The 14,738-nt window shown below is 66.4% G+C and carries 16 protein-coding genes; 2 read left to right on the top strand and 14 right to left on the bottom strand.

The features are described 5' to 3' along the window. Positions 1 to 12: 12 nt before the first annotated feature. The 5 genes from DXK93_RS05275 to DXK93_RS05255 form a co-directional block, all read right to left on the bottom strand. Positions 13 to 1,305 (bottom strand): FAD-binding oxidoreductase, encoded by a 1,293-nt coding sequence (locus tag DXK93_RS05275; RefSeq protein ID WP_119449601.1) that lies wholly within the window; start codon positions 1,303 to 1,305, stop codon positions 13 to 15. Positions 1,306 to 1,316: 11 nt separating this feature from the next. Then, positions 1,317 to 2,006, bottom strand: a complete 690-nt coding sequence (locus DXK93_RS05270) for an amino acid ABC transporter permease (RefSeq protein WP_119449548.1) — start codon at positions 2,004 to 2,006, stop codon at positions 1,317 to 1,319. A gap of 2 nt (positions 2,007 to 2,008) precedes the next feature. Next, complete coding sequence (locus DXK93_RS05265) at positions 2,009 to 2,701, bottom strand: amino acid ABC transporter permease (RefSeq protein WP_054451275.1); 693 nt, start codon at positions 2,699 to 2,701, stop codon at positions 2,009 to 2,011. Positions 2,702 to 2,705: 4 nt separating this feature from the next. Beyond that, positions 2,706 to 3,497 carry an ABC transporter substrate-binding protein gene (locus DXK93_RS05260; RefSeq protein WP_054451274.1) on the bottom strand — a complete coding sequence of 264 codons (792 nt, stop codon included), beginning with the start codon at positions 3,495 to 3,497 and terminating at the stop codon, positions 2,706 to 2,708. 142 nt (positions 3,498 to 3,639) lie between these two features. After that, a complete protein-coding gene (locus tag DXK93_RS05255) occupies positions 3,640 to 4,389 on the bottom strand; it encodes an amino acid ABC transporter ATP-binding protein (RefSeq protein WP_054451273.1) in 750 nt (249 codons plus the stop codon). 149 nt (positions 4,390 to 4,538) lie between these two features. Here DXK93_RS05255 and DXK93_RS05250 point away from each other — a divergent pair, with 149 nt between their 5' ends. Further along, complete coding sequence (locus tag DXK93_RS05250) at positions 4,539 to 6,041, top strand: aldehyde dehydrogenase family protein (RefSeq protein WP_119449547.1); 1,503 nt, start codon at positions 4,539 to 4,541, stop codon at positions 6,039 to 6,041. Positions 6,042 to 6,178: 137 nt separating this feature from the next. Continuing rightward, a complete protein-coding gene (locus DXK93_RS05245) occupies positions 6,179 to 7,471 on the top strand; it encodes a phospholipase A (protein WP_119449546.1) in 1,293 nt (430 codons plus the stop codon). 28 nt (positions 7,472 to 7,499) lie between these two features. On the opposite strand, the gene pdxK is transcribed toward DXK93_RS05245, so the two are convergent. The 9 genes from pdxK to DXK93_RS05200 all read right to left on the bottom strand — a co-directional run bounded on the left by pdxK (position 7,500) and on the right by DXK93_RS05200 (position 14,722). Further along, positions 7,500 to 8,333, bottom strand: coding sequence for a pyridoxine/pyridoxal/pyridoxamine kinase (pdxK, locus tag DXK93_RS05240; protein WP_119449545.1), 834 nt, complete (start codon positions 8,331 to 8,333; stop codon positions 7,500 to 7,502). 36 nt (positions 8,334 to 8,369) lie between these two features. Beyond that, complete coding sequence (locus DXK93_RS05235; RefSeq protein WP_054451269.1) at positions 8,370 to 8,732, bottom strand: cupin domain-containing protein; 363 nt, start codon at positions 8,730 to 8,732, stop codon at positions 8,370 to 8,372. Between the two features lie 42 nt (positions 8,733 to 8,774). Beyond that, positions 8,775 to 9,329, bottom strand: coding sequence for a helix-turn-helix domain-containing protein (locus DXK93_RS05230; protein WP_054451268.1), 555 nt, complete (start codon positions 9,327 to 9,329; stop codon positions 8,775 to 8,777). 93 nt (positions 9,330 to 9,422) lie between these two features. Continuing rightward, positions 9,423 to 10,205 (bottom strand): aldolase, encoded by a 783-nt coding sequence (locus tag DXK93_RS05225; RefSeq protein ID WP_054451267.1) that lies wholly within the window; start codon positions 10,203 to 10,205, stop codon positions 9,423 to 9,425. 28 nt (positions 10,206 to 10,233) lie between these two features. Further along, positions 10,234 to 10,875 carry a glutathione S-transferase family protein gene (locus DXK93_RS05220; RefSeq protein WP_054451266.1) on the bottom strand — a complete coding sequence of 214 codons (642 nt, stop codon included), beginning with the start codon at positions 10,873 to 10,875 and terminating at the stop codon, positions 10,234 to 10,236. A gap of 2 nt (positions 10,876 to 10,877) precedes the next feature. Beyond that, on the bottom strand, positions 10,878 to 11,843 hold the full coding sequence (locus DXK93_RS05215) for a tripartite tricarboxylate transporter substrate binding protein (RefSeq protein WP_054451265.1): 966 nt from the start codon (positions 11,841 to 11,843) through the stop codon (positions 10,878 to 10,880). A gap of 250 nt (positions 11,844 to 12,093) precedes the next feature. Then, a complete protein-coding gene (locus DXK93_RS05210) occupies positions 12,094 to 12,480 on the bottom strand; it encodes a VOC family protein (protein WP_119449544.1) in 387 nt (128 codons plus the stop codon). A gap of 153 nt (positions 12,481 to 12,633) precedes the next feature. After that, complete coding sequence (locus DXK93_RS05205) at positions 12,634 to 13,743, bottom strand: SDR family oxidoreductase (protein WP_119449543.1); 1,110 nt, start codon at positions 13,741 to 13,743, stop codon at positions 12,634 to 12,636. A 7-nt stretch (positions 13,744 to 13,750) separates the two neighbouring features. Next, on the bottom strand, positions 13,751 to 14,722 hold the full coding sequence (locus tag DXK93_RS05200; RefSeq protein WP_119449600.1) for a tripartite tricarboxylate transporter substrate binding protein: 972 nt from the start codon (positions 14,720 to 14,722) through the stop codon (positions 13,751 to 13,753). Positions 14,723 to 14,738 lie beyond the last annotated feature (16 nt).

Genomic DNA, 14,738 nt, shown 5'->3' with positions numbered 1-14,738 from the left:
CTATGCACCCTGTCATGCCCGCGACCGCCGCTCCCGCCACCAGTCGCGCGCCTGGTAAGACCAATAAGTAAGTTGCACCGCTGCCGTGCCCAGACCGCCGCCGTTCCAGGCCAGCCCGAACGGCGCGTACAGCTTGTAGCGCTGGGTGTCGCCCGCGATCCCTTCGGCGACGACCCGGCCGCCGATCGACGCGGTGTTCATGCCGTGTCCGCCGAACGCCGTGCAGTACCAGACGTCCGGCGTCAGCTGGCCGATCTGCGGCATCAGATGCCGCGCGTAGGCCATGCGCCCCGACCACGCCGTCTCCACGCGCAGCCCCTGCAATTGGGGGTAGACGGAAAGGAGCTCGCGGCGCAGCGACTCCGCCAGATCGGGCGGGTCGTCGACACGGGTGGTGATTCTACTGCCCCAGCCGATGCGCCCGCCATCGAGCACGCGGTAATAGTTGCCGGCGCGCCGGTCGTCGCCGATAGCGGCGGTGGTGCGTATGGCTCCCAGCACCCGGTCGCCCAGCGGCTCGGTCAGCATGATGTAGGTGGCGATGGGCAGCATCGCGCGGCGCAGCGCGGGCACCACGTCCTCAGTGTAGCCGCCGGTGGCCAGCACCACGGTGCGGGCATCGATCTGGCCTCGCTCTGTTTTCAGGCGCTTTACAGCGCCGTCCAGCGATGCCTGCACGACAGGCGAGTCCTCGTGGATGCGTACGCCCAGGCGCGCGCATTCCCGGGCCAGCGCGCGGGCGTAGTTCAGCGGGTGGAAGTGGAAGGACGTGGGGTCCTCGACGCCCTGGAAGTAGACGTCGGACAGCAGCCGTTCGCGGACCTGGCTGCGGCTCAAAAGGCGCACGTCGCGGCCGAAGTCGCGTTGCTGGCTGTCGCACCACTGCCGCAGGGCGTCGGTCGCCTCGTAGCGCACCACGCGCAGCCGGCCGTCGACCTTGCGGGCGTCGGTGATGTCCAGGTCGCGGATGTTGTTGCGGATGATCTCCACGCCTTCCATCGACAGGCGGTAGAGCTTGCGGTAGTGGTCTTCGTCGACGTGCTTTCTGATGGCGTCGGCGCCGGCCGAGTATGCCGGCGAGACGGAACCGCCGTTGCGCCCGGATGCGCCCCAGGCGATGCGCCGCCCTTCCAGCAGAGTGACGTCGCGGCCGCGCCGGGCCAGTTCCAGCGCGGCGGACAAGCCCGCCATCCCTGCCCCGACCACGCAGACGTCGGTGCTGGCCGCGCCGGACAGCGGCGCATAACGGGTGTCGCCGTCGGCCAGCGTGCGCTTGTAATAGGTGTCGATGTACTCGGAAGCCATGGTGGTCGGCATCAGTTCAGGCCCGCGCCCTGCAAGCCGCCCGTCAGGCGCTTTTCCAGCCAGTTGGCCAGTCGCAGCAGCGGGTAGCAGTAAATGAAGTAGATGGCGGCGATCATGCCGTAGATGAACAGCGACTTGGCCGGGAAGGTGATGATGAAGACCTCGCCCTGCCGCGTCAGCTCGGTAATGCCCACCACCGACAGAATGGCCGTGCTTTTGATCAGCATGACGTAGACGCCGCTCATGGGCTGCACGATCAGGCGCATGGCCTGCGGCAGGATGACCAGGCGCAGGATCTGGAACGGCCGCAGGCCCAACGTCATCGCGCCTTCGGTCTGGCCGCGCGGCACGGCCTGGATCGCGCCCATGACGATTTCCGCGACATAGCAGGACGTGTAGACCGACAACGATATGAAGGCGGCCGTGCCGGAATCCCAATGCAGCATCTCGATGCCCGAGCTGGGCAGCACGAAATAGAAGATGTAGAGCTGCACCAGGAACGGCGTGCCGCGCAGGATGTGGATGTATAAGCCCAGCAGCTGGTGCACGCCGCGGATGCGGTAGCTGCGGATCACGCCGATCACGAAGCCCAGCAGGGATCCCGCGATGATGGCCACGAAGGAGATCTTCAGGGTCTCCCAGAAGCCTTTCAGCAGGAAGGGCAGCACGACGCCCGCGGTGGAGAGATAGGAATCCAGCATGCTTACCTCGCGTTCCAGGCGGGCCCCGCCAGCCAGATGCTCACGCCGCGCGACAGCAGCAGCATGCAGGCATAGATCAGCAGATAGCCGGCCGCGATGGTCAGGAAGCTTTCGTTGGGCACGATGCGGTCGCTGTTCATCTGCACGCCGGCCGCGACCAGTTCGAACACCGTGATCAGTGACAGCAGCGAGGTGTCCTTGATCAGCACGGCGGTCTGGCCCAGGAGCGGCGGCAGCGTATTGGCGAAAGCCTGCGGCAGCACCACGTAGCGCAGGCGCTGGTGGTAATTCATGCCGCAGGCCTTGGCGCCTTCGATCTGGCCGCGCGGCACGGATTCGATGCCCACGCGGATGATTTCGCTCATGTAGGCCGCATGATGCAGCGTCATGGCGAGGATGCCCAGCAGCATCTCGCTCCAGCCCTTGGCGCCCGGCACCAGCATGGGCACCGCGTAATAGACCAGGTAGATCTGCACCAGCAAGGGGGTTGAACGGATGAATTGCACATACGCCGCCACCGGCCGCCAGATGGCGGCGCGGGGCGACATATGGGCAAGCGCCAGCGGGATGCCGGCCAGCACCGACAGCACCAGGCTTGCGCCCGCCGCGATCAGGGTGTTGGCCAGGCCGGTGGCGAACTGGCCCGTGTACTGGCTGACGATGCGCCAGTTATAGAAGTCGAGCAGCCAGTCCATGGGCTCAGTGGTCTTTCTTCCAGTCCGTGGAGTACCAGTACTTCACCTGTTCTGGCAGCGTGTTGTCGGCCGTCTTCAGCGTCTGCCAGTTGTCCAGCCAGAACTTCAGGCGGAAGGCGTTGGGACCGACGGCGAAGGCCAGCGGCTCGCGCACCATGATGCCGTCCAGCACGCGCAGGTTGCCGAAGTCGACCAGGAACTGGTTGGCGGTGGACAACGACATGATGCCGGCGTCCAGGCGGCCGCTGGACAGGGCTTGCCCCACGGGTGCGCTACCGCCCGAAAACTCCTTCATGGTGGCCTTGGGCAGCATCTTCTTGCCCACTTCCGCATAGGTGCTGGCGCCCAGCACGCCCACGGTCACGCCGTCCTTGTTGAGTTCCTCGTACGATTTGTAGGGCGAATCCTTGGGCACCACGGCCACGGTATCGGCGTAGAACATCGGCGTGGAGAACAGTACCTGGGCCGCGCGCTGCGGGGTCGGCGTCATGTCGGCGGCCACCATGTCGGCCTTGCCGGACAAGAGCGCGGGAATCAGGCCCTTCCACTCGTAGTCCTGCAGCACCAGCTTCACGCCCAGGTCGTCGGCCATGCGCTTGGCCACTTCCACGGCCAGGCCGGTGCGCTTGCCGCTCTTGTCCATGAAGCTCATCAGCGGCCCGGAGGTCTGCACCGCGACGCGCAACTCGCCGCGCTTGAGGATGTCGGCCAGCTCGTCCGCTTGCGCGGGCAAGGCGACAGTGGCGGCCGCCAGGGCGATGCCGGCCATGCCCAGCCATTGTTTGATTTTCAGCATTTCCTACCCCTTGTGGTGAATGGACTCACATCATTCCGGGCAAAGCACAGAGCGCCGGCAGCGCCCGGATCAGCCGGACCGGCCCTGGTTACCGCCGGGCGCCGCGCATGCGGACGACCCGTTGCTTCCTTGCTGCTAGGAACTACAGAATCTTTTCCAGGAAAGCGCGGGTGCGCGCTTCCCTGGGGTGGCCGAACACCTCGTCCGGCGTGCCCATTTCCACGATGCGGCCCGCGTCCATGAAGAGCGCGCGGTCGCCCACGTCGCGGGCGAAGCCCATCTCATGGGTCACCACGGCCATGGTCATGCCGTCGCGCGCCAGCGCGCGCATCAGTTCAAGAATGCCGCCCACGGTTTCGGGGTCGAGCGCCGACGTGGCCTCGTCGAACAACATCAGCTTGGGGTCCATGGCCAGCGCCCGCGCGATCGCCACGCGCTGCTGCTGGCCGCCGGAGAGCTGGCTGGGATAGCGCGCACCGTAGTCGCCCATGCCCACGCGGCCCAGCAGTTCGCGCGCGTAGCGCTCGGCGTCGGCGCGGGCGCGCCCGCGCACCACGCGTTGGGGTAGCGCGACGTTGTCCAGCGCAGTACGGTGTTGGAACAGGTTGAAGTGCTGGAACACCATGCCGACTTCGGTGCGCCAGCGGTTGACGTCGGTGGCCGGGTCGGTGAGCGACACGCCGTCCACGCGGATGGCGCCGCTGTCGATGCTCTCCAGTCCGTTGAGCGTGCGCAGCAAGGTGCTCTTGCCGGATCCGGAGGGGCCGACCACCACCATGACCTCGCCGCGGCCGAGCTGGCAGTCGATGCCGTCCAACGCCAGATGCGGGGCCTGCCCGTCGCGTTGATAGGTCTTGCTGACTGCCTGGACTACCAGCAGAGGTTCCGCCACGGATCCACCTTCGTATGAGTGCTGCCCTGGTTAAAAAGGTTTCGCAATTCACGCTGGAGTTTCGTATAGTAAATTTTTTTCCAGAATCGCCACTTAGGCATAACCCTTAAGCGAAGACAGGCTCTTCGCAGGCAACCCAAGGAACCGGCATGGACACTCCCCAAGACATCCTGCGCGCGCTCGGGCTGAACCCGGAATCGCTCACTGGCGGCATGCTGCGCGCGCGCAGCCCGATAGACGGCGCCGAGCTGGCTCAGGTGCATGAGCACACGGTGGCCCAGGCCCATTCCGCCATCACCCGCGCGCGCCAGGCCAGCCTGGCGTGGCGCGACGTGCCGGCGCCGCGCCGCGGCGAGCTGCTGCGCCTGTTCGGCGAAACGCTGCGCCAGCACAAGCGCGAGCTGGGCCGCCTGGTGAGCCTGGAAGCCGGCAAGATCGTGGCCGAAGGCGAAGGCGAAGTGCAGGAGATGATCGACATCTGCGACTTCGCCGTGGGCCTGTCACGCCAGCTGTACGGTCTGACTATCGCTTCTGAACGCCCCGGCCACCGCATGATGGAAACCTGGCATCCGCTGGGCGTGGTCGGCGTGATCAGCGCGTTCAACTTCCCCGTCGCCGTGTGGTCCTGGAACGCCGCGCTGGCGCTGGTCTGCGGCAACGCCGTGGTCTGGAAGCCGTCGGAAAAAACCCCGCTGACCGCGCTGGCCTGCCAGGCGCTCTTCGCACAGGCCGCGCAACGCTTCGGCGACGCGCCCCCCGGCCTGTCCGAAGTGCTGATCGGCGGACGCGACATCGGCGAAGCGCTGGTGGATTCGCACGCCGTGGCCCTGGTCTCGGCCACCGGTTCGACCCGCATGGGCCGCCAGGTGGGGCCGCGCGTGGCGCAGCGCTTTGGCCGCGTGCTGCTGGAGCTGGGCGGCAACAACGCCATCATCGTCGGCCCCACGGCCGACCTGGACATGGCCGCGCGCGGCATCGTGTTCGGCGCCATCGGCACGGCCGGCCAGCGCTGCACCACCACGCGCCGTCTGATCGTGCACGAGAGCGTGGCCGAAGATCTGGTGCAACGCCTGCACAAGGCCTATGCCAGCGCCACCATCGGCAACCCGCTGGAAAGCGGCACGCTGGTCGGTCCGCTGATCGACCGCGTGTCCTATGACGCCATGCAGGCGGCGCTGACGGCGGCGCGCGAACAAGGCGGCAAGGTCACGGGAGGCGAGCGCGTGCTGGCCGAGCAATATCCCGACGCCTGGTACGTGCGTCCCGCCATCGCCGAAATGCCGGGCCAGACCGACGTGGTCTGCCACGAGACCTTCGCGCCTATCCTCTACGTGATGCGCTACGCCGACTTCAACCAGGCGCTGGCCTTGCAGAATGGCGTGCCGCAGGGCCTGTCGTCGGCCATCTTCACCAATGACCTGCGCGAAGCCGAGACCTTCCTGTCGGCGGCCGGCTCGGACTGCGGCATCGCCAACGTCAATATCGGCACCTCGGGCGCCGAGATCGGCGGCGCGTTCGGCGGCGAAAAGGAAACCGGCGGCGGCCGCGAATCGGGTTCGGACGCCTGGCGCAACTACATGCGCCGCGCCACCAACACGATCAACTATTCGCGCCAGCTGCCGTTGGCCCAGGGCATCAAGTTCGGCGAATAAGCCCGCGCGCAACGCTGTCCCCACAAGCCCCCGCCATGCGCGGGGGCTTACGCTTTCTACATACGATTAGCCTGCCTTACAAACTGTAGCGGGGGTCGATGCTACATTTCCTGGTCACAAAACTACGTTATGACCAGATGACCATCAGCCGTCCTGCACGATCCGCCCTCTCCCTGCGCACCCTGGCCGCCGCCCTGGCCATGGGCCTGGCGGGCGCAGCCACCGCGGGCGTGTCGTACCGGCTGGATCGCCCCTCGGCCGCCCCCGGAGAGACCGTCACCATCGAGGCGGTGTACTTCAACGAAGGCACTTCCCGCTCCACCTGGGAAGCGCCACCGGAACTGGTGCTGCAATGGCGCGGCCAGGACGGCCAGATCGTGCGCAGCCTGGCCAAGCTGCGCGGCGGCACGGCCAGCTTCAGCGTGCCCGTCAACAACTTCGCGCGCATGGCCTGGACCGCCGTCGTGCCCGCCACGGCCCAGGGCCTGCAGGCCGTATCCATCGAAGGCCAGCCCGCGATGATGGCGCTGGACGCCACCGGCCGCGACAGCGGCACCCTGGCCAGCACGCCCGCGCGCGGCCCGGTGGTGGACGCCAGCAGCGGAGAACCCGTACCCGCCGCGGCCGTGGCCGCGGTCGGCGCATCGCCCGAAGGCGGCCCCTCGCCCGACGCGTCCGCCGTGCCGACGGTACAGCAGCAGACCGCGTTCGACCGCTTCCGCAGTTCCATTTCCGAATACAAGCCGGTGTACTTCGACGTCGGCACCCGCGGGCAGACCACCGCGCGCTTTCAGATCAGCGCCAAGTACCGACTCTTCAGCCCCGCGGGCGACCGTCCCGCGACCTGGGACGAGAATTTCTACCTGGCGTACACGCAGACCTCGCTGTGGGACCTGGAAGGCGATTCCATGCCCTTCATCGACACCACCTTCAATCCCAGCGCCTTCTGGCTGTCCGACAACATCTGGCAGTCCGCCAGCCAGAACTGGCGCTTCGGCATGAATACCGGCGTCGAGCACAACTCCAACGGCAAGGACGGCGAGGATTCGCGCTCGCTCAACGACGGCTATATCGAGCCGCGCTTCCACTACCGCTTCGACGGCGGCAGCACGCTCACCTTTGCGCCGCGAGTCAAGGCCTACTTCGGCGTCGCCAGCGAGAACAGCGACTATGCCGACTACGCCGGCCACGTCGACTGGCAATTGCGCTGGGCCCAGGACAATGGCGCGGTCATCTCCGCCATGTACCGCCAAGGCGACCAGAAGCGCCGAACCACCCAGCTCGATTTCGCCTGGCCGCTGCAGCGCACCTGGCTGAACATGAACGGCTACCTGCATCTGCAGTACTTCAACGGCTACGGCGAAACGCTGCTGGGCTACAACCAGCGCAACGAATCGCAGTTCCGCATCGGCCTGTCGCTGGTGCCGTAAGGCGCGCCGCCAGGCTCGCGTAGGCGTCCTAGCCTTCCACCGCCAGCTCTTCCCAGCCCAGTTCGCGGGTGCGCTCCAGCGCCACCGTGACCTGGGCGGCGGCCGAGCGCACCGCCTCGACCAGCGCCTGCCCGTTCAGCAGTTGCGCCGTAACGCCGGCCATGAACACGTCGCCAGTGCCATGCACCGAAGGCGGTATCGCAATCTCCGGATGCGTCACGATCGTGGCCTGATCCCGCGTCACCACCGCCAGCTGCAAGGTGCGGGCCGCGGCGGCCATGGGCGCGGCGCTGGTCACGACTATCCAGTCCGGACCGCGCGCGATCAGTTCGCGCGCCGCCGCCACGACCTCGTCGATCGACGACAGGGCGCGCCCCACCAGCAACTCCAGCTCGAAGTGGTTCGGCGTCATGCCGTCGGCCAGCGGCACCAGCAGGTCCCGGTATTGTTCGACCAGGCCTTCGTTCACGTACAGCCCGTCGTTACGGTCGCCCATGACGGGGTCGATGTGCACCTTCAGATCAGGCCGGGATGCGCGCAGCGCAGGCAGCCAGCCGGCCAGAAGCCCGGCCTGCCCGGGTTGGCCCAGGTATCCGCAGACCACCGCGCGCGCAGTCCGGGTGACGCCGCGCTCGTCCAGGCCCTGCAACAGGCCCTCGAACCAGTCCAGCGGCACCGCGCCGCCATGCAGGGTCGGATAGTGCGGCGTGTTGCTCAGGATCACGGTAGGCACCGCGATCGCGTGCAGGCCGGCCTTGCGGAAGACGGGCATGGCGGCGTTGTTGCCGACGCAGCCGTACACGACCTGGGATTGGACGGAAACGATATCCACCTGCGCGGTAACGGCGGGGATTGCGCTCATGGGGCTGGCTCCTGGGCTGCCGCGGTCTACGCGGCGCTACATGCGGGTGATGAAATAGATCTTCTTGACGAACTGGTCCACTTCCCAGCGGCCGGTATAGCCTTCGGGCATGACGAAAGCCTCGCCCACGGTCAGTTCATGCACGGTGCCGTCCGGATCGACCAGGCGCGCCGCGCCTTCGACGATGTAGCCGAACTCGATATAGCCCGTGGTGTTGGACTGGAACACGCCCGCGGTGCTTTCCCAGACGCCGGCTTCAGCCTTGCCGCCGTTGCCTTCGAAGGCAGTCACGGTGCGGAACGCCGCGTCGCCCGAGATCGGGCGGCGGGGCTTTCCAGGCACCGGATTCTTCATGGGGCCGGCATCGATGCGGACGAGCCGCGATTGATCGTTCTTCATGGCACTCCTGTATGCGGATAGATGATGAGTCCGAAGGCCTGCTCAGTGCGAGGCCACCACCAGCACCTCGGCCATGGCCCGGCTGACGGTGCGCATGCGGTGCGGCAGTTCGGAGTCGAAATAGACGGAATCCCCGGTCTCCAGGCGGAACTGGCGTTCGCCCACATGGACCTCGATGGCGCCCTTGAGCACCAGCAGGAATTCCTCGCCGGGGTGCGGAAACACCGCGGTCGCATCGGGAAAATCGCGGGGCGGATGCACCACGAAAGGCTCCATCGCCTTGACCTTGCGGCGGCCGGCCAGCGACTCGTAGTGATACTCGCTGCCCAGCCCCCGGCGCTGCAAGGCTTCGCGGTCCGCCACCCGCACCACGCTGACCACTTCTTCCTGCGCAGCATCGTCCGTGCCCACCAGCTCCGACACGCCCAGGCCATAGGCTTCCGCCAGCCGCAACACGGTGGAAATGGAGGGTTCGCTCAGGCCCCGCTCCAGTTTGGAGAGGTAGCTCTTGGTCAATCCGGTGCGCTGCGCCAGCTGTTCCAGGGACAGGGTTTGCTGGCGACGCAGGGCGCGCAGGCGGTGCGGCAGGTCTATCATGGACGGGGTTGCAAAAATACGGTCGCGGAATACGACCGGTAAGCATGCCCTAATCCGGCCCTGCCGTCGAGCCGGCCCCGCCCGCCGCCGCCATCAGGCCAGCACGTCGGGATGCGCCCGCAGCGCGCGCCGCGCATAGTACGAAAAGCCGACCTGCGAACGCTTGGGCGTCAGGATCCAGTCATGGGCCTCGCGGCCCAGCGCCGGCGGAATGGGCTGGATCTTGCCGGCGGCCATGGCCAGCAACTGCATGCGGGCGGCGCGCTCGAACTGCAGCGCCAGCACGCAGGCCTCTTCCACCGAACCCGCCGCAATCAGCATGCCGTGGTGCGACAGCAGGATGGCGCGTTTCGAACCCAGCGCGGCCGAGATGATCTCCCCTTCCTCGTTGCCCACCGGCACGCCGGGCCAATCCTTCAGGAAGGCCACGTCGTCGTACAGCGGGCAGTTGTCCATATGCGAGATTTCCAGCGGCACCTCCAGCATCGACAACGAAGCCGCGTGCAGCGGATGCGTGTGGATGATGCAGTTCACGTCCGGACGCGCGCGGTAGATCCAGGAGTGAAAACGGTTGGCCGGATTGGGCATGCCGCCGCCTTCCTGCACGCGCAGGTCTTCGTCCACCAGCAGCAGATTGCTGGCGGTGATCTCGTCAAAGCCCAGGCCCAGGCGTTGCGTGAAATAGCGGTTCGGCTCCGGCGCGCGCGCCGTGATCTGTCCGGCCAGGCCGGAGTCATGTCCGCCGTCGAACAGGATGCGGCAGGTCAGCGCCAGGCGCTCGCGCAGGCTCCAGTCGGGCGTCTCGAACTGGCGCTGCATTTCGGCTTTCGCCCGCGCGATCAGTTCGTCCTTGCCCAGGTGCATCGTATCGGCCATCGTCGTCACTCCTAAGATAGTGTCTCTGTCATGCCGCTTCGATCAGCGGCGTAAACCCTGGCAAGGCGCGCATGCGCGCCAGCCAGGCATCGATATGGGTAAAGCCGGACAGGTCGTAACCGCCCTCGGCCGCCATGCTCGTATAGGGATACAGCGCAACGTCGGCAATGGTCGGCGCGGTACCCACCAGATAATCGCGGCCGGCCAGATGCGCGTCCATCAACGCGGCCGCCTTCATGCCGATCTCGCGCCACGCCCGCATCGCCGGGTCATCCACCTGCGCGGTGTTGCGCAGATGGATCAGCAGGCGCGGCTGCGCAAAGGCGTGCATGTGCTGGGTCTGCTCGAAACTGAGCCAGCTGCTGACCTGCGACTGCTCCAGGCGGCCGGCGGGCAGCCAGGGCGTGCCCATCGCCAGATACCAGAGTATCGCCTGCGACTCGGCCAGCCACTCGCCCTCCGGCGTCAGCAAGGCCGGCACCTGGCGCCACGGATTGATGCGCGCGAACGCCTCCGTTTCCAGGTCGCCCTGCACGATGTCGAAGGTGCGCCGCTTGATCGGCAGCCCCATGTAGCCGCAGGCCAGCCGGATCTTCCAGGCATTGCCCGAACGCAGCGTATCGGCCAGTTCCAGCGGCTTGCCCGCCAAGGGATGCGGTATCTGGTTCATCGTCAGTCCATCTTGATGTTGGCGCGCTTCACGATCTCGGTCCACTTGGCCTTCTCGCCGGCGATGAAGCGCTGATACTCATCCGGCTTGCCCGTGTACAGCTGCGTCCCCTGCGACGCCAGCCGGTCCTTCAGTTCCGGCGACGCCAGCGTCTTCTGCAGCGCCGCGTTCAGCTTTTCCATCACGTCGGGCGGCGTGCCTGCGGGCGCGAAGAACGCGTTCCACGAGCTGATCTGCAGCGCCGCGTCGCCCACCTCGCTGCTGGCGGGCACGTCCGGCGCGGACGGCAGGCGCTTGTCGGCGGCCACCGCCAGCGCGCGCAGCTTGCCAGACGCCGCATGCGGCATGATCACCGGGCTGGCGTCCATCACCACGTCGACCTGCTCGCCGATGGCGGCATTGACGGCTTCGCTACCGCTCTTGAACGGCACGTGCACGATGTCCAGCCCGGCCGTCAGCTTCAGCAGCTCCAGGCCCAGGTGCGGCGAACTCGCATTGCCCGCCGAACCGAAGTTCAGCTTGGCCGGATTGGCCTTGGCATAGGCCACGAACTCGCCAAAAGTCTTGGCCGGCACGCCCGCACGCACGGCCAGCAAATACGGCGATCCCGACACCATGCCCACCGGCGCGAACTTGTCCGCGTCATAGCTGAGCTTGCTGTAGATCAGCGGGTTGACCACCTGCGTGCCCACCGTACCCATGAAGATCGTATAGCCATCGGCCGGCGCGGTGGCGGCCACCTGCGCCGCGATCACTCCGCCCGCGCCCGGCCGGTTCTCGATCACGATGCTCTGCCCCAGCGCGTCGCCCATGCCCTTGCCGACCTGACGCGCCACGATGTCCGTGATCCCGCCCGCGCCGAAAGGCACCACCAGCCGGATCGGCCGGTCCGGATAGGCCGCCTGGGCCCCATTGCCCGCCATTGCCGCAACCAACGCCAGCGCGCCGGCGATTCCCGAAATCTTCATGTCATCCCCCTACGGGCGCCGCCTATCGGCACCATCATGACACGAAGTGTCCTATAGGAGATTGATTTTCCGCAAGGAAAATGAGTTTAGGGAAAACCCTGGGCCGCAGGAATATAGTTCGCCTTTGAAGTTCGCCTTTTGGCTTTGGCGCGCGAGGCCCGGCATTGCGCACGCATCTTGCGCTCGTCTCTGCGCATGGAGACGCAGCGTCATGCTGACGCTGCGGTGCCAATACTGGGAAGTACGCGGATCAGACCGGGCGGTGACACACCGCTTCTATGTTGTAGCCATCCGGGTCCAGGATGAACGCGCCGTAATAATGCGGGTGGTATTGCGGACGCAAGCCAGGCCCGCCGTTATCGCGCCCTCCAGCCGCCAGCGCCGCCTGGTGAAAGGAATCGACCTCGGCACGGCTGCGGGCGCGAAAAGCCAGATGCACGCGCGGGGTGCTGGGCGTGCCCTGATGGATCCAGAATTCGCCGCCCGGGTCTTCCGACTCGTGAGGCTGGCCTACTCCGAAGCCCATCCCGGTCTCGAGCACTTTGCGCGGTATGTAGCCTAGCGCCGCGAGCGCGCTGCGGTAGAACATCCGGCTGCGCTCGAAGTCGCTCACGTGAATTTCGACATGATCCAGCATGCGCCGACCCTTCGGAAAGCGGCCCCAGCGGGCCAGAAAGATCAGGATAGGTCAGTTGGCAAGCCAGGGACGCTTCGATTTGCAACGCGGGCCTCGCGATTCTTCCGCAATTCGCGCACCGCAAGCGCAACTCCGGCTCGCCGCGATCAACGCTCAAACGCGGCCTGCGACACTCGTTTGGGAGAACGGAATGATCTTGCGCTCCATCAGCACCCTCAGCCAGTGCTTCACGCACGCCTCGGTGTCGTAGGTTTGCGTGAAGCCCGCCTGCTTGATCTTGACCGTGCTGACAAATGCGGGCGCGGGCGGGGTCTTCAGGCCATAGCCGAAACGGGCGTCGGCGGAGTAATGGGATTCGCCAAGGATCTGCGCCATACTCAGCGGCCGCAAGCCATGCTGCTTGACGATCTCGTTCCACAGGTCCGCCCGGCCGGGCAGGTACTCGGCCAGGCGCAGGGGCTGGTCCGGACCCGCTTCGACGTCCAGGAACTCCGCCAGGGACGGCCATAGGTCATGCCAGCTGAACACTTCGCCGTTGGTAAGGTTGTAGTGCTCGTTCCAGGACGCCGGATTCTCCGCCGCCCAGACGCCTGCATCGCCGATCAGGCGCGCGTCCACGGCTTCACGCGGATAGGAAATGTGGCCGGGATAGCAGAACGGCTTGCCTTCGGCGCGGCACACTGCCGCGTAGACGCCTATGACCGGCACCGTGTTCATGGCCACGCCCACATTGGGGCCCAGCACGATGGTGGGACGGAAAATCGTCCAGCCAAAGCCGGACTGCGCGGCCTTTTCCCGGATGTAGTCTTCCTGGAACCAGTACGAGTTCGGATGATCGTCCCGCGGCTGGCATTCGCGCGCCGGCGTGCGGATGGGATGCAGGTGTACGCCATAGGCCTTGGTACCCTGCAGCACGCTGACATGCTGCAGCCTGCCGCTGGCGGCCAACGGCTCGATGACGTTCCTGATCATGCCCAGGTTGGTGGCCATCTGCTCAGGATCCTGCCAGCCGGCGATGAGCCCTGGCTTCTCATAGACGGCCGCATAGAAAACGTGCGTGGCTTCAGGCATATCCCCGAAGGCGCGGCGGCACGCCTCCGCGTCCTGCAGATCGACCGGAAGATGGGTGTACGGCCGTTGGCTGATGATCTCCGGACGCCGGCGGGAAACCGCGATGACTTCCCAGCCCGCGTTGAGGAATGAATCGACGGCAGCGGAGCCGACCAGCCCGCTGGCGCCAGTAACGATTACGGTGCGTGACATGATTCCGTCAATCCATGACCAGGTTGATCTGCTTGAACAATTCCTTGAAACGGACGTACTCGTCCGCCATGCGCTTGCCGAAGTCCGCCCGGCTGTCCGCTGAAGGAACGATACCGAGGCCGGCGAATTTCTCCTGGGTTTCCGGGTTGTTCACGGCCTTGACGATTTCGTCGTGGAGACGGTCCAGGATCGCCTGCGGCGTGCCGGCAGGCGCGACGATGCCATACCAGGCGACGCTCTCCGCACCGGGCAGTCCGGCTTCGGCAACAGTGGGGACGTCCGGCAGCAAGGGCGAACGCTTGGTATCGGCCACGGCCAGGGCGCGCAGCTGGCCGGACTTCACGAACGACAGGATGGGCGGGACGCCGCTGATGACCATCTGGGTGCGCCCGCCCAGGGTGTCCGTAATCGCATCGCTGTTGCCCTTGTAGGGCACGTGCAGGATTTCGGTCTTGGACAAGTGCTGGAACAGCTCGCCGGCGATATGACCGCTGGTGCCGACGCCAGCCGAGGCGTAGTTGACCTTGTTCGGATTGGCCTTGATGTAGGCAATCAGCTCCTTCAGGTTGGTCACCGGAATCGACGGGTTGACCAGGATGACGTTCGGTCCCGTCGCCACCAGGGCAACCGGCGCCAGATCCTTGAGCGGGTCATAGGGCATCTTGCTGCGGGCATTGGGATTGACCGTGATCGGCCCGGCCGAGGCGAAGCCGATGGTGTAGCCGTCCTTGCCGGACTTGGCGACGATGTCGGTGGCCAGGTCGCCGCCGGCGCCGGGCTTGTTCTCTACGATCACCGGCTGGCCGAGTTGCTCGGCCAGGGGCTTGGCCACCAGGCGCGCAATGATGTCGATGGAACTGCCGGGGCCGAAGGTGGCGATCAGGCGTATGGGGCGCGCAGGGTACGCATCGGCGGCCTGCGCGCCTGTGACGGCGGCCAGGCTCAGGGCCAGGCCGGCGATCAATCGAAAAGCAATCATGATGCTGTCTCCCATG

This window comes from Achromobacter sp. K91, assembly GCF_003576205.1.
Taxonomy (GTDB): Bacteria; Pseudomonadota; Gammaproteobacteria; order Burkholderiales; family Burkholderiaceae_B; genus Achromobacter; species Achromobacter aegrifaciens.
Note: the sequence above shows the minus strand (reverse complement) of the source record. Positions and strands in the feature narration are given on the sequence as shown.

Bases quoted from the DNA above. Each gene is read 5' to 3' on its own strand.
- DXK93_RS05205 (WP_119449543.1), bottom strand. From the start codon at position 13,743: ATGTCACGCACCGTAATCGTTACTGGCGCCAGCGGGCTGGTCGGCTCC.
- DXK93_RS05215 (WP_054451265.1), bottom strand. From the start codon at position 11,843: ATGAAGATTTCGGGAATCGCCGGCGCGCTGGCGTTGGTTGCGGCAATG.
- DXK93_RS05210 (WP_119449544.1), bottom strand. From the start codon at position 12,480: ATGCTGGATCATGTCGAAATTCACGTGAGCGACTTCGAGCGCAGCCGG.
- DXK93_RS05260 (WP_054451274.1), bottom strand. From the start codon at position 3,497: ATGCTGAAAATCAAACAATGGCTGGGCATGGCCGGCATCGCCCTGGCG.
- DXK93_RS05235 (WP_054451269.1), bottom strand. From the start codon at position 8,732: ATGAAGAACGATCAATCGCGGCTCGTCCGCATCGATGCCGGCCCCATG.
- DXK93_RS05265 (WP_054451275.1), bottom strand. From the start codon at position 2,701: ATGGACTGGCTGCTCGACTTCTATAACTGGCGCATCGTCAGCCAGTAC.
- DXK93_RS05250 (WP_119449547.1), top strand. From the start codon at position 4,539: ATGGACACTCCCCAAGACATCCTGCGCGCGCTCGGGCTGAACCCGGAA.
- DXK93_RS05275 (WP_119449601.1), bottom strand. From the start codon at position 1,305: ATGGCTTCCGAGTACATCGACACCTATTACAAGCGCACGCTGGCCGAC.
- pdxK (WP_119449545.1), bottom strand. From the start codon at position 8,333: ATGAGCGCAATCCCCGCCGTTACCGCGCAGGTGGATATCGTTTCCGTC.
- DXK93_RS05220 (WP_054451266.1), bottom strand. From the start codon at position 10,875: ATGAACCAGATACCGCATCCCTTGGCGGGCAAGCCGCTGGAACTGGCC.
- DXK93_RS05200 (WP_119449600.1), bottom strand. From the start codon at position 14,722: ATGATTGCTTTTCGATTGATCGCCGGCCTGGCCCTGAGCCTGGCCGCC.
- DXK93_RS05225 (WP_054451267.1), bottom strand. From the start codon at position 10,205: ATGGCCGATACGATGCACCTGGGCAAGGACGAACTGATCGCGCGGGCG.
- DXK93_RS05270 (WP_119449548.1), bottom strand. From the start codon at position 2,006: ATGCTGGATTCCTATCTCTCCACCGCGGGCGTCGTGCTGCCCTTCCTG.
- DXK93_RS05245 (WP_119449546.1), top strand. From the start codon at position 6,179: ATGACCATCAGCCGTCCTGCACGATCCGCCCTCTCCCTGCGCACCCTG.
- DXK93_RS05230 (WP_054451268.1), bottom strand. From the start codon at position 9,329: ATGATAGACCTGCCGCACCGCCTGCGCGCCCTGCGTCGCCAGCAAACC.